General features: G+C 41.4%; 19 protein-coding genes. 15 read left to right on the top strand and 4 right to left on the bottom strand.

Translation table 11 applies throughout. The features are described 5' to 3' along the window. Positions 1-126 precede the first annotated feature (126 nt). Positions 127-423, top strand: a complete 297-nt coding sequence (locus HUB64_RS02670; protein ID WP_006084975.1) for a metalloregulator ArsR/SmtB family transcription factor — start codon at positions 127-129, stop codon at positions 421-423. Positions 424-486: 63 nt separating this feature from the next. On the opposite strand, the gene rpsT is transcribed toward HUB64_RS02670, so the two are convergent. Further along, positions 487-753: a 30S ribosomal protein S20 gene (gene rpsT, locus HUB64_RS02665; protein ID WP_011790375.1), complete on the bottom strand. Its 267-nt coding sequence runs from the start codon at positions 751-753 to the stop codon at positions 487-489. Positions 754-1,005: 252 nt separating this feature from the next. On the opposite strand from rpsT, the gene murJ reads away from it, so the two are divergent. The 12 genes from murJ to HUB64_RS02605 all read left to right on the top strand — a co-directional run bounded on the left by murJ (position 1,006) and on the right by HUB64_RS02605 (position 14,763). After that, complete coding sequence (gene murJ, locus HUB64_RS02660; protein ID WP_113941315.1) at positions 1,006-2,565, top strand: murein biosynthesis integral membrane protein MurJ; 1,560 nt, start codon at positions 1,006-1,008, stop codon at positions 2,563-2,565. 65 nt (positions 2,566-2,630) lie between these two features. Continuing rightward, positions 2,631-3,566 (top strand): bifunctional riboflavin kinase/FAD synthetase, encoded by a 936-nt coding sequence (gene ribF, locus HUB64_RS02655; protein ID WP_105249940.1) that lies wholly within the window; start codon positions 2,631-2,633, stop codon positions 3,564-3,566. A gap of 32 nt (positions 3,567-3,598) precedes the next feature. Next, entirely contained in the window at positions 3,599-6,421 is a 2,823-nt protein-coding gene (gene ileS / locus HUB64_RS02650) for an isoleucine--tRNA ligase (RefSeq protein ID WP_173496298.1), read from the top strand. A gap of 9 nt (positions 6,422-6,430) precedes the next feature. Further along, complete coding sequence (gene lspA / locus HUB64_RS02645) at positions 6,431-6,946, top strand: signal peptidase II (protein ID WP_173496297.1); 516 nt, start codon at positions 6,431-6,433, stop codon at positions 6,944-6,946. Beyond that, entirely contained in the window at positions 6,943-7,365 is a 423-nt protein-coding gene (gene fkpB / locus HUB64_RS02640) for an FKBP-type peptidyl-prolyl cis-trans isomerase (protein WP_028760921.1), read from the top strand. Before lspA ends, fkpB begins: the two co-directional genes overlap by 4 nt. A 1-nt stretch (position 7,366) precedes the next feature. Further along, complete coding sequence (ispH, locus tag HUB64_RS02635; protein WP_028760920.1) at positions 7,367-8,323, top strand: 4-hydroxy-3-methylbut-2-enyl diphosphate reductase; 957 nt, start codon at positions 7,367-7,369, stop codon at positions 8,321-8,323. 183 nt (positions 8,324-8,506) lie between these two features. Beyond that, on the top strand, positions 8,507-9,094 hold the full coding sequence (gene pilV / locus HUB64_RS02630) for a type IV pilus modification protein PilV (RefSeq protein ID WP_049821749.1): 588 nt from the start codon (positions 8,507-8,509) through the stop codon (positions 9,092-9,094). A gap of 11 nt (positions 9,095-9,105) precedes the next feature. Then, positions 9,106-10,074, top strand: a complete 969-nt coding sequence (locus HUB64_RS02625) for a PilW family protein (RefSeq protein ID WP_028760918.1) — start codon at positions 9,106-9,108, stop codon at positions 10,072-10,074. A gap of 12 nt (positions 10,075-10,086) precedes the next feature. Further along, the gene (locus HUB64_RS02620; RefSeq protein ID WP_105249936.1) at positions 10,087-10,548 is read left to right on the top strand and encodes a PilX N-terminal domain-containing pilus assembly protein; all 462 of its coding nucleotides are present in this window, start codon (positions 10,087-10,089) and stop codon (positions 10,546-10,548) included. 2 nt (positions 10,549-10,550) lie between these two features. Then, the gene (locus HUB64_RS02615; protein WP_173496296.1) at positions 10,551-14,057 is read left to right on the top strand and encodes a pilus assembly protein; all 3,507 of its coding nucleotides are present in this window, start codon (positions 10,551-10,553) and stop codon (positions 14,055-14,057) included. An 11-nt stretch (positions 14,058-14,068) separates the two neighbouring features. Continuing rightward, entirely contained in the window at positions 14,069-14,461 is a 393-nt protein-coding gene (locus HUB64_RS02610; protein ID WP_028760915.1) for a type IV pilin protein, read from the top strand. Further along, positions 14,458-14,763 (top strand): TapY2 family type IVa secretion system protein, encoded by a 306-nt coding sequence (locus HUB64_RS02605; protein ID WP_028760914.1) that lies wholly within the window; start codon positions 14,458-14,460, stop codon positions 14,761-14,763. Before HUB64_RS02610 ends, HUB64_RS02605 begins: the two co-directional genes overlap by 4 nt. Before the next feature lie 92 nt (positions 14,764-14,855). Here HUB64_RS02605 and HUB64_RS02600 read toward each other — a convergent pair whose 3' ends face one another. Together HUB64_RS02600 and HUB64_RS02595 are read right to left on the bottom strand one after the other, a co-directional pair. Beyond that, complete coding sequence (locus tag HUB64_RS02600) at positions 14,856-15,350, bottom strand: GspH/FimT family pseudopilin (RefSeq protein WP_028760913.1); 495 nt, start codon at positions 15,348-15,350, stop codon at positions 14,856-14,858. A 143-nt stretch (positions 15,351-15,493) separates the two neighbouring features. Continuing rightward, positions 15,494-16,006, bottom strand: coding sequence for a GspH/FimT family pseudopilin (locus HUB64_RS02595; protein WP_105249932.1), 513 nt, complete (start codon positions 16,004-16,006; stop codon positions 15,494-15,496). Positions 16,007-16,247: 241 nt separating this feature from the next. On the opposite strand from HUB64_RS02595, the gene glnB reads away from it, so the two are divergent. Together glnB and HUB64_RS02585 are read left to right on the top strand one after the other, a co-directional pair. Then, a complete protein-coding gene (glnB, locus tag HUB64_RS02590) occupies positions 16,248-16,586 on the top strand; it encodes a nitrogen regulatory protein P-II (protein ID WP_028760911.1) in 339 nt (112 codons plus the stop codon). 196 nt (positions 16,587-16,782) lie between these two features. Further along, positions 16,783-18,072 carry an NAD(P)/FAD-dependent oxidoreductase gene (locus HUB64_RS02585; protein WP_105249931.1) on the top strand — a complete coding sequence of 430 codons (1,290 nt, stop codon included), beginning with the start codon at positions 16,783-16,785 and terminating at the stop codon, positions 18,070-18,072. Positions 18,073-18,120: 48 nt separating this feature from the next. On the opposite strand, the gene HUB64_RS02580 is transcribed toward HUB64_RS02585, so the two are convergent. Further along, positions 18,121-19,137, bottom strand: a complete 1,017-nt coding sequence (locus tag HUB64_RS02580) for a LacI family DNA-binding transcriptional regulator (protein ID WP_105249930.1) — start codon at positions 19,135-19,137, stop codon at positions 18,121-18,123. Positions 19,138-19,539: the final 402 nt, after the last annotated feature.

The following is a 19,539-nucleotide window of genomic DNA, read 5'->3' as shown; positions in this document are numbered from 1 at the left end:
TTATTTTTATTAAGCATGTCCCATTTTTAAAAACAATCTAGCAAAAAGTGTGCTTTATGTCCCGACTATATCCGTAAGGCGACGCTATATTAGCGCAGGGGTTAGTTTTAGGAGAGAAAGTGCGTAATGAATATTGAATTAATGCAGGAGCGAGCCGATCATGCCGTAGTGCTATTAAAGGCACTCGCGAACGAACGCCGTTTATTTATTCTTTGTTATTTATTGAATGAAGGAGAAATGTGCGTTGGCGAAATGAATAAAAAATTAGGCTTAAGTCAATCGGCACTATCACAACATCTTGCTTGGTTACGCAAAGATAATTTAGTAACCACACGCAAAGAAGCGCAAACGGTATTTTATTCACTCAAGAGTGATGAAGTACGGGAGATGATTCACTTATTGAACAACATTTATTGTCATTAATAGTGTTTTTCAGATATAAAAAAACCGGCAATTGCCGGTTTTTTTCATTTGCTATTTTATAGATTAAGCAGCGATTGCTTTGATCTTAGCGTTCAAACGTGCCTTTTGACGAGCGGCTTTATTCTTGTGAATAAGACCTTTAGTCGCCATACGGTCAACGATTGGTTGTGCAACAGCAAAAGCTTCTGTTGCTGTTTTGTGATCGCCTGCTTTAATTGCAGCGATTACTTTTTTAACGTATGTACGTAACATTGAGCGACGGCTGGCGTTATGCTGACGACGCTTTTCAGATTGAAGCGCGCGCTTCTTTGCAGACTTGCTATTAGCCAAGGTGCAACTCCTAAAAACTGGATTTGATACTTTTAAAGGCCGAGGAATATGCCTGCATTTAGTCACTTTGTCAATGACTATGATTGAATATTCATCATAAAGATAAATTAATCCAACCTGCCTTGGCTATCTTCGACCCAACTCGTGTAATATGTGGCGCAATTCTAGCAGCTATTACCGCAGTGTGACAGAGCCTGAATCGATTTTTTGAGATGTATCACCTAATCAATTCGATATGGGTCTGGGGGACGTTTGAGTAGAAAATTATTAAAATCTGGCCTGATTGTTAGTGCTATGACATTGATATCCCGAGTTTTAGGTCTAGTTAGGGATGTGGTGGTTGCTAATTTGATGGGCGCAGGGACAAGTGCTGATGTGTTTTTCTTTGCAAATAAAATTCCTAATTTTTTACGCCGTTTGTTTGCTGAAGGGGCTTTTGCACAGGCGTTTGTACCTGTTTTAACTGAGTACCAAGAGAAACATACCGCAGAAGAGACTCGTGATTTATTGAGTAAAGTTGCGGGCACATTAGGTTTACTAGTGACAATAGTGACCCTTTTGGGGGTGGTTGCATCACCTGTGTTGTCAGCTTTATTCGGTGGTGGTTGGTTTATCGCTTGGCTTAACAACGAGCCAGATGGTGCTAAATTTGAACTCGCTACCGTTGTGCTTAAAATTACTTTTCCTTATCTGTGGTTTATTACATTTACGGCATTAGCGGGCTCAATTTTAAATACCCGAGGCCGTTTTGCGGTATCGGCTTTTACACCCGTATTTCTCAATGTGGCAATTATTGCGGCGGCTATTTTCTATGCGCCTACATCGACCCAGCCTGAGGTTACCTTGGCTTGGGGCGTTTTTTGTGGTGGTTTGATTCAGTTCCTATTTCAAATTCCCTTTTTGTTGCGTGAAAATGCGCTCGTCAAGCCTTCTTGGGGCTGGCATCACCCGGGTGTGGTGAAAATCAGAACTTTGATGATCCCTGCATTGTTTGGCGTGTCTGTCTCACAGATTAACCTGCTATTTGATACATTTATCGCCAGTTTTTTGATGACGGGTTCAATAAGTTGGCTCTATTATGCCGACCGTTTACTCGAATTTCCCTTAGGATTGTTTGGGATCGCGATTGCTACTGTGATTTTACCTGCGTTGTCACGAAACCATGTGAATGACGAAGGTGCGGGCTTTGGCAAGACGATGGATTGGGGGATTAAGGCGATTCTACTGCTAGGTCTACCGGCTATGATGGGGTTGATCGTGCTCGCAAAGCCCATGCTGATGGTATTATTTATGCGCGGTGCTTTTTCATTGCATGATGTTGAAATGGCTTCCTATAGTTTGATGGCTTATGGCAGTGGTTTGCTTAGCTTTATGCTGATTAAGGTGCTTGCTCCTGGCTATTACTCTCGTCAAGATACCAAAACACCTGTGCGTTATGGCATTATTGCCATGATCACAAACATGGGCTTTAACTTGCTGTTTGCTATTCCTTTTGGGTATGTTGGACTGGCGATTGCGACTTCGATGTCAGCATTGCTTAACGCCACATTACTATACCGAGGCTTGCATTTAGCTGGCGTTTATCGTGTTTCTAGGCCGACTATGGTGTTTTTTGCTAAAGCCGTGGTCTCTACAGCCTTGATGGTGGTAGTCTTGTATTACTTTTTGCCTTCACAACAAATTTGGTTAGATTGGCATTTGTTCGATCGTGCGAAAGCCTTGATAGGCTTAATTTTAGTTGGGGCAGTCAGTTACTTATTGTGTCTGCTTTTGCTCGGAATTCGTCCTTGGTCAATTAAACGGGGAGCTTGATTGCTGATTCTCATCGCTAGCTGTTATATAATCAGCCGATTTGCGCTTGGCAGTTGTCTAACGTTATGGAATTAATCCGCGGTATACATAACATTTTGTCATCCCACCACGGGTGTGTATTGACTATAGGTAATTTTGACGGCGTCCATCGTGGTCATGCACAAGTGATTGCGAACTTAGTGCAGAAGGCGAAGCAGTTATCGCTGCCATCGACATTAATGACGTTTGAACCTCAGCCGCAAGAATTGTTTAGCGGCGACAACGCGCCGGCTCGTTTAAGTTTATTACGTGATAAAGTCATTTTACTCGATGAACTCGGGGTTGAGCGGTTAGTGTGTGTTAACTTTAATCGCACTTTTGCTAATCAACCTGCAGAGCATTTTATTGAAGAATTGTTGGTCCGCAAACTGGGTGTCAAATACCTCGTCGTCGGTGATGATTTTTGTTTTGGTCAAGGCCGTAAAGGCAATTTTGAAATGCTAGTGCAGGCGGGTATCCAATATGGCTTTACCGTGGTCAGCACTCAAAGTTTTATGCTGGGCTCGCAAAGAGTGAGCTCGACTGCTGTGCGTGAACAATTGGCGAAGGGCAATCTTGAACAGGCGAGACGCCTATTAGGACATCCTTTTACCTTGAGTGGTCGTGTAGCGCATGGACAAAAAATTGGCCGCACAATTGGTTTTCCCACCGCGAATATCGCCTTAAAGCGCAATGTTGTGCCGGTTCGCGGTGTGTTTGCGGTTAAATGTTATTGGGATAACAGCGATATTTATGAGGGCGTAGCCAATATTGGGTTTCGCCCGACAGTGAACGGTCAAGTGTGTCAGCTTGAGGTGCATCTTTTTGATTTTGAAGGTGACATTTACGGCAAACATGTTGAAGTCGAGTTGGTGGCTAAACTCCGAGATGAGCAACCTTTTGACTCATTGGATGCGCTAAAAAAACAGATTTTAAATGATGCAAATGAAGCCAGAGCTTTATTTGGTAATGATGCAGGCTGAAATTTATCAGTTTAATTAACGGTATAGGATCAATGAGCGACTATAAATTTACTTTGAATTTGCCGGAAACAGAGTTTCCGATGCGTGGTAATTTGGCAAATCGCGAGCCAGAGATGTTAGAGCGCTGGACAAAAGACGGTTTGTATCAACAGATCCGTGATAGCCGAATTGGCCGTACTCCCTTCATTTTGCATGACGGCCCGCCGTATGCGAATGGCAGTATTCATATTGGTCACTCAGTTAATAAAATCCTCAAGGACATTATTGTTAAGTCAAAAACCATGTCTGGTTTTGACGCGCCTTATGTACCAGGTTGGGATTGCCATGGTTTGCCTATTGAGCTGAAAGTTGAGCAAAAAGTGGGTAAGCCAGGTCAAAAAATCTCTGCGGCAGAATTCCGTGAAGAATGCCGTAAATACGCTGCAGAGCAAGTTAACGGTCAACGTGAAGACTTTATCCGCTTAGGTGTGCTGGGTGATTGGCAAAATCCGTACTTAACGATGGATTTTTCAACGGAAGCTAATATCGTTCGTTCTTTATCGAAAGTGATTGAGAGTGGTCACTTACATAAAGGCGTCAAACCTGTGCATTGGTGTACTGATTGCGGTTCTGCCTTAGCTGAAGCTGAAGTGGAATACGAAGACAAAACATCACCCGCTATCGATGTGGCGTTTGTTGCTGCCGATAGCAAAGCTGTTGCGGCTAAGTTTGGGGTAAGCGATTACTCACATCCTGTCTCTATGGTGATTTGGACTACCACGCCATGGACTCTGCCTGCGAACCGTGCCTTGTCTTTAAGCCCTGAGTTAGATTACAGCTTAGTTGAATTCGAAAAAGACGGTGTTACGCAAGCGCTTATTTTAGCTGAAGTCTTGGTTGAATCTTGCCTGACTCGCTATAACATCGAAAGCCATACAGTGCTTGGTACAACCAAAGGCGCCGCGCTTGAACTTGTCCGCTTTAATCACCCGTTCTTAGATTTTGATGTGCCTGCAATTTTAGGCGATCACGTCACTACTGATGCGGGTACCGGTATCGTTCATACTGCACCGGGTCATGGTCAAGACGACTTTATTGTTGGTCAAAAGTACGGTTTAGAAGTCGCAAACCCTGTTGGCGACAACGGCGTGTATAAGCCTGATACTGAGTATTTTGCTGGGCAACATGTTTTTAAAGCTAACGATAACGTCGTAGCTTTACTGAGAGAAAAAGGTGCCTTGCTGAATCACGTGGCTTACCGTCACAGCTACCCACATTGCTGGCGCCACAAAACACCAATTATATTCCGCGCGACACCGCAGTGGTTCATCTCTATGGATAACCACGGCCTACGTACGCAAGCATTGAAAGAAATCGAACAAACCCAATGGATCCCTGATTGGGGCCAAAGTCGTATCGAAAAAATGGTTGAAAACCGCCCTGACTGGTGTATCTCACGCCAACGTACTTGGGGTGTGCCTATCACGCTGTTTGTGAACCGAGAAACCGAAGAGTTGCACCCTGATAGCGTGTCGTTAATGGAACGCGTGGCGAATCGTATCGAACAGCAGGGTATTCAAGCTTGGTGGGATCTTGATGCCGCAGAATTGCTGGGTGATGAAGCTGAACAATACCGTAAAGTCACTGATACTTTGGACGTTTGGTATGACTCTGGTTCAACCTTCTCATCAGTGGTAGCCGCACGTCCTGAATTCCACGGACACGGGGTTGACTTGTATCTTGAAGGTAGCGATCAACATCGCGGTTGGTTTATGTCATCTTTGATGATTTCAACCGCAATGAATGGCAAAGCACCGTATAAGCAAGTACTTACCCACGGTTTTACCGTCGATGGTAAAGGCCGTAAGATGTCAAAATCTATTGGTAACGTGATTGCACCACAAACGGTAACCAACAAATTAGGCGCCGACATTCTGCGTTTATGGGTTGCGGCAACAGATTACAGCGGTGAGATGACGGTTTCAGACGAAATCTTAAATCGCAGTGCCGATGCCTATCGTCGTATTCGCAACACTGCGCGTTTCTTATTAGCCAACTTAAACGGTTTCGAGCCCGCTAAGGATTTAGTAGCCGTTGAAGATATGGTGGCGTTAGATCGTTGGGTTGTTCGCCGTGCCGCTGCGCTGCAACAGGAAATCATCGAAGCCTATGATCAATATAACTTCCATATAGTGACTCAAAAACTGATGCAGTTTTGCTCGGTTGAGTTAGGCAGTTTCTATTTGGATATCATTAAAGACCGCCAATATACGGCTAAGCAAGAAGGCCATGCGCGCCGTAGTTGTCAATCGGCGCTGTATCTGATCTCTGAGGCCATGGTGCGTTGGATTGCGCCAATTTTAAGCTTCACTGCTGACGAAGTATGGCAATTACTGCCTGGCAAGCGTGATGCTTATGTCTTTACCCAAGAATGGTATCAAGGTTTGAAATCAGTCACCTTAGCGACTGATTTGAGCGATGACTATTGGCAGCAGTTACTAACCGTGCGTAATGAAGTCAACAAAGTGATTGAACAAGCGCGTCGTGACAAACGTATCGGTGGCTCATTAGAAGCTGAAGTGACCTTGTTTGCGGATGCTACTTTGACTGAGCAATTAACCCATATCGGTGACGAGCTGAGATTTGTGTTGTTGACCTCTGAAGCCAAAGTATTGCCTTTAGCTGATGCTACATTGGAAGCGGTTGAGACTGAGTTGGCATCACTGAAATTAGTGGTTGCTTCAAGCACTGCCGAGAAGTGTGAGCGTTGTTGGCACCACAGAGAAGAGGTTGGCACTATTGAGGCTCACCCAACACTTTGTACTCGCTGCGTAACCAATATTGAAGGTGACGGCGAAGTTCGTCAGTTTGCGTAAAGGATCTGTATGCCATTAACTTGGAAAGACAGTGGCTTACGTTGGTATTGGGTAGCTGTATTGGTGTTTTTAGCCGATCAGCTATCTAAGCAATGGGTCTTAGCCAATTTTGATTTGTATGAATCAGTGAAATTATTGCCTTTCTTTAATTTCACTTATGTACGTAACTATGGTGCAGCTTTTAGTTTTTTAAGTGAAGCTGGAGGTTGGCAGCGCTGGCTGTTTACGATTGTTGCGATTGGATTCAGTACGTTATTAACTGTGTGGTTGCGTAAGCAATCGTCTTCTTTGTGGAAACTGAATCTAGCTTACACCTTAGTGATTGGTGGTGCTTTAGGTAATTTAGTCGATCGATTGATGCATGGTTTCGTGGTTGATTTTATCGATTTCTTCTGGAATAAGAGCCATTATCCAGCATTCAATATTGCCGACGCTGCTATTTTTGTCGGTGCAGTGCTGATTATTTGGGATGCATTTGTAAGCGATAAGTCTGAAGCTGATAGCGCTGAAGGGGTTAAAAAGTGACTGTGACACGTTCATTATTATGCCACATGAACATTGTGCTTGCTGATGGCTCAACTGCCGATAGCACTAAAGCCTCGGGTAAACCGGCTCGATTAAATGTTGGTGATGGTACTTTAAGTCCTGCATTTGAGGCGCAGCTGGTGACGCTTGCTGAAGGTGATAAGCACAGTTTCACGCTTGAAGCGATTGATGCCTTTGGCGAATCCAATCCTGATGCTATCCATTATCTAGATCGAAGCCGTTTTCCGGCTGACATGAGTTTAGAGGCTGGCGTGATTGTGAGTTTTGCTGGCCCTGGTGGTAGTGAGATCCCAGGTATTGTCCGTGATGTTGCGGGTGATTCCATCACAGTCGATCTTAATCATCCTCTGGCAGGACACAAGATCACTTTTGAACTGGACGTAGTAAAGGTATTTTAAGATGAAACTCGATCCTACTAGCCCAAGTTTAAATATTATGCTCGCTAACCCGCGCGGTTTTTGTGCGGGTGTTGATCGTGCTATCAGTATTGTTGAACGGGCGTTGGAATTATTTTCGCCTCCTATCTATGTTCGCCATGAAGTCGTGCATAACCGCTATGTCGTGCAGAATCTGAAGGATCGCGGTGCGGTTTTTGTCGAAGAGTTAGATCAAGTGCCTGATAACAATATTGTTATCTTCAGTGCCCATGGTGTATCTCAAGCGGTGAGACAAGAGGCTAAGGCGAGAGGGCTGAGAGTCTTTGATGCGACGTGTCCTTTAGTGACTAAAGTACATCTTCAGGTGACGCGTGCCAGCCGCAAAGGTATTGAGTGCATCCTGATTGGCCATGAAGGGCACCCTGAAGTCGAGGGTACTATGGGTCAATACGATAATCCTAATGGTGGCGTTTATCTGATTGAATCGCCTGCTGATGTTGAAGCTTTGGAAGTGCGCGATCCCAATAATCTCTGCTTCGTGACACAAACTACTTTGTCTGTAGATGATACTTTGGACATTATTGTTGCGTTACAAAAAAGGTTTCCCTCTATTGAAGGTCCGCGAAAAGACGATATTTGTTATGCAACGCAGAATCGTCAAGATGCGGTACGCAATTTATCTGCAGACGTTGATTTGTTGATTGTTGTTGGCTCAAAGAACAGCTCTAACTCTAATCGTTTACGCGAGCTAGCATTGAAAACAGGAACCCAGTCTTATCTAGTGGATACTGCAGATGATGTTGAGTCTAGTTGGTTTGATAATGTTACACGTGTAGCCGTCACCGCTGGAGCTTCAGCCCCCGAGGTTTTAGTCCAACAAGTGGTTCAAGCAATCGCTAAACTTGCTCCTAGTGTTGTGACTGAAGTTGAAGGGCGTAAAGAAGACACTGTTTTTGCTGTGCCAGCCGAATTACGTTAAATCTGTGTACTGTTTAATCGTCAATAAAAAAGAGGCTATAAGCCTCTTTTTTATTGTCTCAAATTCATTCAAAGCATAATGATGTCAATGCTTATGTGCTAATGTTACTGGCTACTTACATTTTACTCATCTATTATTAACTGTTGGTAGTTTTTATCGTAATACTAAGATTTTTAAAGGTAAATAGCTGAAAAGCTTGTCAAAAATATGACTAAAATCGAAAGGTTGACACAAAGGGAATTTCAACGGGGCTTCTCATTAATTGAAGTGCTTGTTGCGTTAGTGATCTTAGTCATTGGCTTAATTGGTATTTTTAATCTGCATATTGTTGCAAAGCGTGGCAGCTTTGAATCCTTTCAGCAAACTCAAGCCTCCTATTATGCAAACGATATAATTAATCGAATGAAGCTGAATAGAGCGCAGCTGGGTAATTACGCTGGTGAGTATACTGGCTCTCTTAATAAACCAGGCAATGTTTGTGACGTTGCTGTTGGCGCAGTGAGTATATGTACTCCAGAAGAGACTGAAGCTTGGGATCTTTACCAGTGGGAACAGAGTTTTATGGGGGCTGCCGAAGTTATGGATAGCCAGAATGTTGGTGGGTTAGACTCTCCAACAGCTTGCATTAATGTAGATGGTTCAACTGTAACGGTCGCAATTGCGTGGAGAGGGATCCGAGAGGGCGCGGGTACAAGTTATTCTGGGAGTGAATGTGGAGAAGATATTGGTACGCGTAGGCGGCTTTTTATTCTTTCGACAATGATTATTTAGGTTAACTATGTATGGATAATTTAAAAAACTGTGAGAAAGGGATGTCGCTGGTTGAGCTAATGGTCTCTATGGTCATTGGCTTATTTCTCACTCTTGGGCTTTTTGGCATGTTTAGTATGTCTTCTTCCAATGTGATCACAACGAGCCAGTTTAACCAATTGCAAGAAAATGGACGAATAGCTTTGTCGCTCATGGAAAGAGACATTAGTCAGTTAGGTTTTATGGGGGACATAACGGGAACTGATTTTGTACTTGGAACCAATATGACCTTGAGGGATGGTGTTGCAAATGATTGTATTGGTGCAGGTGTAAATAACGGTACTTTACCTAATGCTGAACCTGCACACTTTAGGCGTCTATGGGGATATGAAGAGGGCGAGAGTGGGGATACATTAAGTTGCTTATCAGGTGTGAATCAGAATACGGATGTCATTCAAATTAAAAGATTAGTTGGCCCACCAGTGACTAATCCCAATGGCGAGCGTTTTTATATGGCTGCAACTTCGAGTGAAGCTGTGATGTTTAAAGGCGGTAATCCTCCCAATCCAGTACTCGAAAATGCTCGTTTTTGGGAATATCAGCATCATATTTATTTTATTAAAAATGATGGTTCTGTACCTGTTCTACGCCGAAAAACATTAACCAAGAATAATGGCATGAATAACGAAGAGCAGTTAGTTGAAGGCATTGAGAATATGCGTATTCTTTATGGTTTTGATAGTAATGGAGACGATACCGCCGATAGTTTTATGCCAGCAGAAAATGTAACCACATTAATGTGGGACAACGAATTATTTCAAAGACTTGTTGCCTTAAGGGTTTTCTTGTTGGTTCGCGCTATTGATGAAGATAAAAGTTACACCAATGAAACTACTTACACTCTGGGTGATAAGGAAATTAAAAATTTGAATGATCATTATCGACGCAAGATAGTTTCGACGACTATGGTGCTTGCAAATCCAGTGTTAATTAGAAATTAGAAGGTTGGTAAGATGAAAAAGCAAAAAGGAATTGTATTATTTTTTGCACTTATCATATTGTTGCTTATGACTATTATTGGTGTCGCTTTGGCTGTTAATTCGACCCAATCTATGCGTATGTCTGGAGCAGGATCAGAACGTATAGAGGCTAAGTCTGTTGCTGATGGTGGCTTAGAGGCGGCAATCGAAGCCAATAAAGGTGCTAGCTTAGCCAAACTATCTGAGATTTCATCTGTGGTTGAATTTGGTTCTAACCAAACGTTAACGCCAATTCCTTATGAAGTTGATGCTGCAGGTAATGTTGTCATTAGTGCAAAAGATGTTGGATGCCAGCGGAGTACAAGGCCAAATAGTGGTAATTTAATCAGCTGTCGGCGTGTTGAGATTAGTAGTACAGCAGAATTTGGTAGAGATAAACTGGGCCAACTCACTGTTGTCGCAGGTGTGGAGCAAGAAGTTTTAACTGGGAGTTAGATATGATTATTAAAAAGCTGGCTTGTTCTATACTACTTGCGCTGACTTTTGTGTCGGCTTTCTCCTTTAGTGACGATACTGAGTTATATGTAAAAGAATCAACAACTCGAACGGGCGCAAGACCTAAAGTGCTCGTTATATTTGATAACTCAGGAAGTATGTCGACTGAAGAAATTACTCAGGTTGTAGATTATGACCCTAACTATGACTACCCAGCCGTAAGTGGTTCTGGGTATAGTGATACTCTTATTTATTATGCTGTTGGCGGTGGAGGATTACCCACCCCTGATACTAGCTCTGATAAGCGTAATTTTAAAGCTAGTTTAAATGGATGTAGTCAAAGCAAAGCTGCATTAGCAGAGTTTGGTCGTTTTACTGGGTATATAAGAGAGTTCACATCAAGTGGTACTACTGGTGTTTGGAAAGAACTACCTGAAACAAACGGTACAGCAATAAAAGTAATTGATTGTTGGGAAGATATTTCTCAAATAAATCCGAGTAATTCATCATCATATCCTAATGGATTTCCTGCTAACGGGGTAACAACGGGGTCAGGTAGTAAAAAGAAAGCGTATCCATATTTTACTTCCTCACTACCAGGAACAACCTGGAGCAATGCTTTAGCCGCAGCCAATAATACTGACTTTGGTGTTGGACAACCTATTACCTTGTACACTGATAATTACCTAAGATGGTACGGATTATCTAAAGCGGGAAAATTACCAACGGTAAAAGTTTCAAGACTAGAAATTGCGAAGAAAGCGATTTCTAATATTATTAGTTCAACTCCAACAGTGGATTTTGGACTTGCTGTATTTAATTATAATTATCCAAATGAAGGTAATCGAGACGGTGGTCGAATTGTATCTGGCATTACTCAGATGACGGATAGTACGCGTGCGAGTTTATTAACTACTATTGATAATTTGCTGGCAAAAACAAATACACCACTATGTGAGACTATGTATGAAGCTTACCGTTATTTTGCCGGTAAGGGCGTTAAATATGGTCATAGTGATACAGATTATGGCTCTTATGTTGGAAATAAACCACCGTATGACAGCTTAGTGGAGAAGAGTGGTAACTACGCAAGTCCATTTAAAGTATGTACGGATATTGCTTATGTTATCTATGTCACTGATGGCTCTCCAACAGTTGATAAAAATGCGAATAATGACGTTATTAGTTTAACTGCCACAGGAAGTAAAGAAGGGGATTACTCTTCATTTTCTAAAAATCTAGATACAGCAAGCTATTTGCCCGCATTAGCTAGTTATATGTTTAATAACGACTTAATTAACAAGTTGGACAGTTCAAATACTGAACAAATGCAGAATGTTCGTACTTATACTATTGGTTTTAGTAAAGGTGCAGAAGATGCCGCACCTTTACTTGCTGAGACGGCTAAAAGAGGTGGTGGTTTATATTTTGCTGCTCAAAACAGTCTTGAACTACAGAATGCACTTAATGATGCGTTATCAAATATTTTGAATATTGATTCAAGTTTTACATCTCCAAGTATTGCTAGTAATAATTTTGATAGGACTCAGACATTTGATGCCGCTTATTACGCTATGTTTCTCCCAGGCAAAGGACCTCGTTGGAGCGGTAATTTAAAAAAATTAAAAGTAACCGCAGATGGAACATTGGTTGATAGTAAAGGGAATGCAGCTATAGCAGATAACGGCAATATTAAAGATGGTGCCTGTACTATATGGTCGGATTGTGTTGCGCAAAAGGATGGGAATAAAGTTGAAGTCGGCGGAGTCGCGGCACAAATCAGAAAGCAAGAAGTTAGGAATATTGTAAGTAACTTAAATGGGTCCTCCAGTTTAACGCCCTTAACACTTGCTAATGCACAAACTGCAGCAGGCGGTGATGCTGCGCTAGCTAGCTATATGAGAACTAGCGTAGATGAGCTTGCTAATACGTTAAATTGGCTTAATGGGATAGATGTCGACGACGATAATAAAGATGGTAGTACGACAGATATACGTAATGATGTTATGGGTGATCCTCTTCATTCTAAGCCACTTGCACTCAATTTCGGCACAAAAAACGCGACTGATATTCGTATCATGCTTGGCACTAATCAAGGTGTTGTGCATATGTTTAAAGATGCGGGCGAATCTGTATCAGAGACTTGGGGCTTTATTCCCTATGAGTTATTGCCTAATTTAACAGAACTGAGAAGTAATAATCCTTCAGGTGTACACACAGTATACGGAATGGATTCATCTCCAGTTGCTTACACAGAAACTGATGCTGAGGGTAAAGTGATTAAAGCATGGGTCTATATGGGGATGCGTCGAGGTGGCTCGTCTTATTATGCCCTCAATGTGACAAACCCTGATAGCCCTTCTCTAATGTGGACTATTAATCCATCAACGGATGGTTTTTCTGATCTTGGACAAACATGGTCTGAGCCTATAGTGACGAAAATCGTTGGTTATGAAAAGCCTGTACTCATTTTTGGTGGTGGCTACGATGTTAGTTTTGATGCAACTCCTTCATCTTCTCCGGTAGGTCGTGCGGTTTATATTGTCGATGCAGAGAAGGGAACTTTGATTCATTCATTTGGTGGCTCTGCATCGGGTGCAACAGTACTTTCGGGTATTCAGGATAGCATTCCAAACTCAGTCGCCGTACTTGATAGTAATAATGATGGGTATACAGATAGGATTTATGCCTCCGATGTCGGTGCAAATGTCTGGCGCATTGATCTTCCAAGTGCAAGTAAGTCGAGTTGGAGTGCATTTAAATTTGCTTCTTTAGGTGGTACTGATAGTAATAATCGTCGTTTTTATGCAGAACCTGTTGTAGCACAAACGATGTTTACTAATTTATCCGAAGTTAAGGTGGCAACAGAGAGTGGTACTACTACGACTAAAACTTATCAAAATGTTCCCTATGATGCGGTGGTGATTGGAAGTGGAACGCGACCCCACCCATCATCTACTGATATCAATGATATGTTTTTTACATTGCAAGATCGTAATGTGGTGACTAAGAGTTTTACTGGCGGTGATGTTCCCGAGGCGATCACAATCAATGATCTCTATGATGTGACTTCTACTGCACCTGCGTCTGAAGCCGACAACATAAGTTTCGGTAAAAAACTCGGCTGGTTCTATGATTTTAGTGGTCTAGGTGAAAAGAGTTTAACAGCTGCCTTGATTGTCCAAGGCAAAGTTTATTTCACTTCTTATTCTCCCCCTGCTGACTCGGTTGCCGATAACGTGTGTTTAGTGTCTGGTTCTGGCAAGTTATATCCGTTCGATTTGCACAAAGGAACGAGATCCTTTTCTCAATTATATTATGAACTGGGTGAACGTGTACCGGATACACCGCAGATTGTTATTCCTGCACCTGAATCCGGTAAAGATCCCTATATCTATATTATTGGAGTTGGTAAAGGTGAGAAAAATGAAAATGGGGATTATACAGGTACAATCAACGTTGCTTCTGGGTTAGGTGTTAATAAAATTTATTATCATATAAATGAATGAGTTATTAATTTATGAAGGTTCAACTTAAAGGTTTTACCCTGATAGAGGTGATGATCGCCGTCGTGATCATTGGTATTTTGGCATCGATTGCATACCCTTCTTATACGCAATACATTGCTCAGAGTGCAAGATCAGAAGGGTTAGCTGCTTTGATGCGTATAGCAAACTTGCAGGAACAGTATTATCTCGATAATAAAAAATATGCTACTGATTTAACAAAACTTGTAGGGGCAAACCCTTATATCACTGAGCATAAACATTACTCTGTATCATCAAGTGGTGAATCAAGCTTTACGATTAAGGCAGTTGCTCAAGGGGTTCAGGCTAGCCGTGATGCCTCGTGCTCTTCTTTAACAATATCAGATACTGGGGCAAAAGGTCCGAGTGCGGAGTGTTGGAAATGAAATTAATAAACCTCTTTATAACGGTGGCTTTCTTACCAAGCTTAGTTTGGGCTGACTCTGGAGCAACAGTCAGCGAACAAGACTTCAAATGCTACATTGCATCAAAGAAAAGTGCTGAGATTGCCTTCTATCATTGGAAGAGTAGTGAAATGAATGTGAGAATGGCTAGCCTTGTTGGTACTACTCGCCAATCAAATGATGGATCGAAATATTACATCTATAGTGTTGAGGAGTGTGTCGCATTAAACGCTGAATTTACTAATACTAAGGCGCAAGTTTTGGATAAGTTAACACCTAGATAAACATCTAACATGTATTTTTAAATATTAACAACGAACGATTTAAGGATAATATTATTTTAGGGTAGTGAACGGTAGATTTAGTCTACCATAGTTTATGTGCAGCTTTTCCCATCTGCGCCCTCTTTTATTAAACCTGAAGTGCTAATGTTGATGCTTTTAGAATTGTCACTTTGCCCATTTGAACAATAGATAATTGATGTTTCAACTGAGACTAAACCATCGGGTGTAAAATCAATTTTTTTATCGGCGGGCCCTGATAGGGAAATTACATCGTGTGTATTGAAACTATCGATCACTTTCAATACATTCTTGGCACCCCCATTGTCAATATATACACTGAACCCCTTATTCCAGTCTGTGCCGCATGGTGATGCCGCGTATGGGCAGACTGTTACTGTTGCGCCATAGTTGACAGCTTGGTTTCTTGCAAAAGCAAACACATCACTAATTTTTCGTATTTCATTAGCGCTGCGTGTCCCTTCGTATAGCGACGTAAGTGATGGAACCCCTATGGCTAGTAGGATTGCTGCTACGGCAATTGTGACCATCAGTTCGACTAAGGTAAATCCTCTTGAAATAATTAACATGTAGCTATCCTCGTTAAAACTTAGCTAAGTATATGCGAGGAGACTCTAATGGTCAGTATCTATTCTATATTTTCAATATACCCAATAAATTGATTTTCTTGCTTTTATATAATTAAATTTAAATAGGGAGTATATATTTAAATTTAATCGCAATTGATATTTTTTGCGGTAGAAAGGCGAACTCTACCCGCCTGATTAACAACGATTGCACGGGAGTTTTTGCTATCAATTGTTCGTGGGCAATACTTGAAAGTACCATTACTTCCAGAAGCTAACCCATCAGGTTGAAATTTTATCGAACTTTTATTGTATGTTAAAAAATCTTTCGAATCGAATTCATCAATGACCTTAATAATTTTATCGTTAGCATCGAAGCTTTCGACTACACCTGTATCAATGAAAATTGTTAATCCCTTTTGCCAATCTTGAGTGCATTTTCCATTTACGAGTGGGCATACTGTGACCCTATAACCATAACTAACAGCTGTATTTCGCGCAAATTGAAGTGTCTGCTGGATAGTTTTAATATTAGTATCAGCTCTTATCTGATCGCTGAGCTCGGTCAAGGAAGGAGCTCCAACTGTTAACAAGATTGTTGAAATCGATATCGTAGTGATAAGTTCTATCAGGCTAAAGCCTTTTCGATGGAAGTTCATAACAGATCCTTGTTATTTTACGCTTGCATCCCGCGAGCGAGTTAGTGCTGGTTAGAATGTAAGTATAAAATCTGAGGCAATATTCATAGTACTTTTTTTAGACTTTTATGTGCTAAAAGCGATTTTATAGAAACTGTGTTTTATGAGTAAAGCACTACATTCACTTCAATATTGACGTAACCCCGTGTAAGCTAGTGTTATTCTGTTTGTTTATGTTATTGCAAGGGATGAGGAATTTTTAATGAAAAAAGTTGAAGCCATTATTAAGCCATTTAAGTTAGATGATGTGCGCGAATCACTTGCAGAAATTGGTATCACTGGGATGACGGTACTGGAGGTTAAGGGTTTTGGTCGTCAGAAAGGGCATACAGAGTTGTATCGTGGTGCCGAATATATGGTGGATTTTCTGCCAAAAGTAAAAATAGAGTTAGTGATCCAAGACGATCTGCTCGACCAAGCAATTGATGTCATTGTTGAAACGGCCCGCACAGGCAAAATTGGTGATGGTAAAATTTTTGTCACTGATGTTGAACGTGTTATCCGTATTCGAACGGGTGAAGAAAACGAAGAAGCGGTATAAACTGCTTACGAACGATTCTAAAGGGCCTAGTGGCCCTTTTTTGTTGCCTAAGCATGTGGAAAAACTAAATAGTACCGCTAGGTTTCTGAAATATCTTTAATGGAAAATAGCCTGTTTTACTCAACTAATGTAGTTATCTCTTATCTGTAACATGGTATAACTTAGCCTCGCAAATGAGTTTTATGAGGTTGTCATTTTGGCTACAAAAAGAATAGTGATCGTGGGTGGTGGTGCTGCTGGTTTAGCGCTTGCATCGAAGTTGGGCCGTAAATGGGGCGGTAGTGATGTCGTCGATGTGTGCTTAATTGATAAAAGTCCTATTCATATATGGAAGCCTAAATTACACGAAGTCGCTGTTGGTGTGATAGATCAATCTATTGAAGGTTTACTCTATCGCGATCATGGACTTAAAAACGGTTATCGCTATATTCGTGGTGAGATAGAGCAGTGTGAGCCGGATGCTAAATCGATTCAGTTAGCCGCAGTCTATAATGATGAAGGTGAGTTGCTCCTAGAGCAGCGACAAATCAATTACGATTTTTTAGTGCTTGCATTGGGTGGAGTTTCTAATAGTTTCAATACATTAGGTGCTGATGAGCATTGTATTTTCTTAGACAGTCTTGAAAATGCCAATTTATTTCATCATAAATTACTCGACGCTTTACTCCAATTAAATGAAACGCAAGAAAGAGTCAGCATTGGTATTGTCGGTGCGGGTGCGACAGGTGTTGAATTGGCAGCAGAGCTTCATCATGTCATTGAGTCTGTTAAAGAGTACGGTTATCTGAATATCGCGAAGCATCATCTTGATGTGCATTTGATTGAAGCGTCACCCAAAATCCTTCCTCAATTACCAGAGCGTGTAAGCGCTAGGGCTCAAGCTGTTCTTGATCAGATTGGTATACGTTTACATATCGGTGTTCAAGTTAAAGAAGTGACTCGTGATGGTTTCATTACCCAAGATGGTGATGTGATTAAAGCAGGCTTAAAAGTATGGGCTGCCGGTGTCAAAGGGCCAAAAGCATTTCAGCATTTTGCAAAACTGCCCATTACTCCGCGAAATCAGGTAGAAGTTGATGATTGTATGCGAGTGAAAGGTCATCAAGATATCTACGCCCTTGGTGATTGCGCTCTATTGATCCAAAGTTCTGGCCAGCCTGTTCCACCAAGGGCGCAAGCAGCAGCTCAGATGGCTGATACCTTGTTTGATAATATCGTTAATCGATTACAAGGTAAGCCTGAAAAGGCCTTTATTTATAAAGATTACGGCTCATTAGTGTCTTTAAGCCGCTTCTCTGCGGTAGGCAATTTAATGGGGAACCTACGTTCTGGCACTTTCTTTGTTGAAGGCCATATAGCAAGATTGATGTATATCTCTTTGTATCAGAGGCATTTAGCCAGCCTTTATGGTTGGTTTTCGGCAATTGTGTATCGAGTAGCACAAAAGTTATTGAAGTGGCAGCGTCCGAAGCTCAAATTACATTGATTTCTATGTGATTTAGGAGATAGAAAGAGAGCAAATATGCTCTCTTTTTTATTGTTTAGGAATTGCCGACGAGTCACGAATGATAGGTTCTGGTGTAAAGGTTCTAGAATATATGGCATCTTGCTCGCGACGTTTTGCTATTAATAATTCAGTAGCAACCTGAGCAATTTCTGCGTTTGGCTGATGTACTGTGGTAAGTTTAGGCCAGGTTTGACGTGAGAATGGGCTATCTTCGAAACCGACAATTGATAAATCAACGGGTATGTCTAAACCCGCTAAACGAGCCGCAAAAAGTGCACCAGCGGCAATTTCATCGTTACAAGCAACAATCGCCGTCGGGCGATTTTTTAGTTTGATGAGCTTGTTAGCACCATCAACACCGGACTCAAATGAGTACTTCCCTTCAATTATGTAGTTTTCATTCAGCTTTAGGTTATTTATTGTTAATGCCTGTTTAAAACCAAGTAATCGCTCTTTGGTGGATTCATGGTGTAAATCTCCGCTTAAAAAAGCGATATGCTTGTGGCCTAAATCAATCAGATGCTGGGTGATTTGAACTGCACCGAATTTATCGTTGACTAAAATAGTCAACCCATTCTGATCGTTGTCCTTTTCTCCCGCAATAATGCGCACATAGTTAGCATCAATTTCAGTGAGTGCTTTGAGTACTTTAGGATTTTCTGACAAGGGAGGTGTTAGTACTAATCCTGCGAGCCTAGAATATTTGACTAGTGCTGTAAGCTCATCACATATGGTCTCTGATTTGGCATTGCAAGGGTGGATGACAAGTTCATAGCCCTTGTCTTTACAGGCTGACAAAATCCCATTTTGCATATCAATAATATAGTAAGCGTTTGGATTATCGTAAATAAAACCAATAGCATAGGATTTAGTTCCTGCTAGATTTCTTGCTGCTAAATTAGGTTGGTAGTTAAGTGCTTTTATCGCCTCGTTCACTTTGTCAACGGTGGCCTGCTTCACTGAAGGTTCGTTATTGGTTACACGGGATACTGTCTTGATAGACACTCCAGCATATTTAGCTACGTCGTTGATAGTGACTTTCATTGATGTAAAAACTCTTTGTCTAAGGTCGCGAGGGGTTAACTGTTCTATGAACGTAAATTCTTTACCTGCAATTTACAAGCTTACATTTTTTATCAGTTTTTTCTGACTTATACATCTTATAGTGCGAGCTTTTGATGTGCTTAGCAATCCTGAATTGTTACAAATTGGCGTTAATTTATCATTGTTATAATTATGCTGAGAGTTGTAAATTTACGTCATAATATTAAAGCTCATGTTTTATAATGGTTTTTAATAAAACTACTGATTCAAAATTCTGCTTTATGACATTTTTTTGCTTCCATCGTTATTTTGTTGTGGCAAGGCTGTTAATTATTGTGTAATGTTTGCACTAGACATGACAGCGTTGTCATTCCTCGGGGAATGGTTATGAATACTAAAACG

It is taken from the genome of Shewanella sp. ISTPL2 (assembly GCF_013283205.1).
Lineage (GTDB): Bacteria > Pseudomonadota > Gammaproteobacteria > Enterobacterales > Shewanellaceae > Shewanella > Shewanella oncorhynchi.
Note: the sequence above shows the minus strand (reverse complement) of the source record. Positions and strands in the feature narration are given on the sequence as shown.

Coding starts and splice junctions, on each gene's coding strand:
- HUB64_RS02670 (WP_006084975.1), top strand. CDS start 127: ATGAATATTGAATTAATGCAGGAGCGAGCCGATCATGCCGTAGTGCTA.
- ribF (WP_105249940.1), top strand. CDS start 2,631: ATGGAATTAATCCGCGGTATACATAACATTTTGTCATCCCACCACGGG.
- ileS (WP_173496298.1), top strand. CDS start 3,599: ATGAGCGACTATAAATTTACTTTGAATTTGCCGGAAACAGAGTTTCCG.
- lspA (WP_173496297.1), top strand. CDS start 6,431: ATGCCATTAACTTGGAAAGACAGTGGCTTACGTTGGTATTGGGTAGCT.
- ispH (WP_028760920.1), top strand. CDS start 7,367: ATGAAACTCGATCCTACTAGCCCAAGTTTAAATATTATGCTCGCTAAC.
- HUB64_RS02625 (WP_028760918.1), top strand. CDS start 9,106: ATGGATAATTTAAAAAACTGTGAGAAAGGGATGTCGCTGGTTGAGCTA.
- HUB64_RS02620 (WP_105249936.1), top strand. CDS start 10,087: ATGAAAAAGCAAAAAGGAATTGTATTATTTTTTGCACTTATCATATTG.
- HUB64_RS02615 (WP_173496296.1), top strand. CDS start 10,551: ATGATTATTAAAAAGCTGGCTTGTTCTATACTACTTGCGCTGACTTTT.
- HUB64_RS02610 (WP_028760915.1), top strand. CDS start 14,069: ATGAAGGTTCAACTTAAAGGTTTTACCCTGATAGAGGTGATGATCGCC.
- HUB64_RS02605 (WP_028760914.1), top strand. CDS start 14,458: ATGAAATTAATAAACCTCTTTATAACGGTGGCTTTCTTACCAAGCTTA.
- HUB64_RS02600 (WP_028760913.1), bottom strand. CDS start 15,350: ATGTTAATTATTTCAAGAGGATTTACCTTAGTCGAACTGATGGTCACA.
- HUB64_RS02595 (WP_105249932.1), bottom strand. CDS start 16,006: ATGAACTTCCATCGAAAAGGCTTTAGCCTGATAGAACTTATCACTACG.
- glnB (WP_028760911.1), top strand. CDS start 16,248: ATGAAAAAAGTTGAAGCCATTATTAAGCCATTTAAGTTAGATGATGTG.
- HUB64_RS02580 (WP_105249930.1), bottom strand. CDS start 19,137: ATGAAAGTCACTATCAACGACGTAGCTAAATATGCTGGAGTGTCTATC.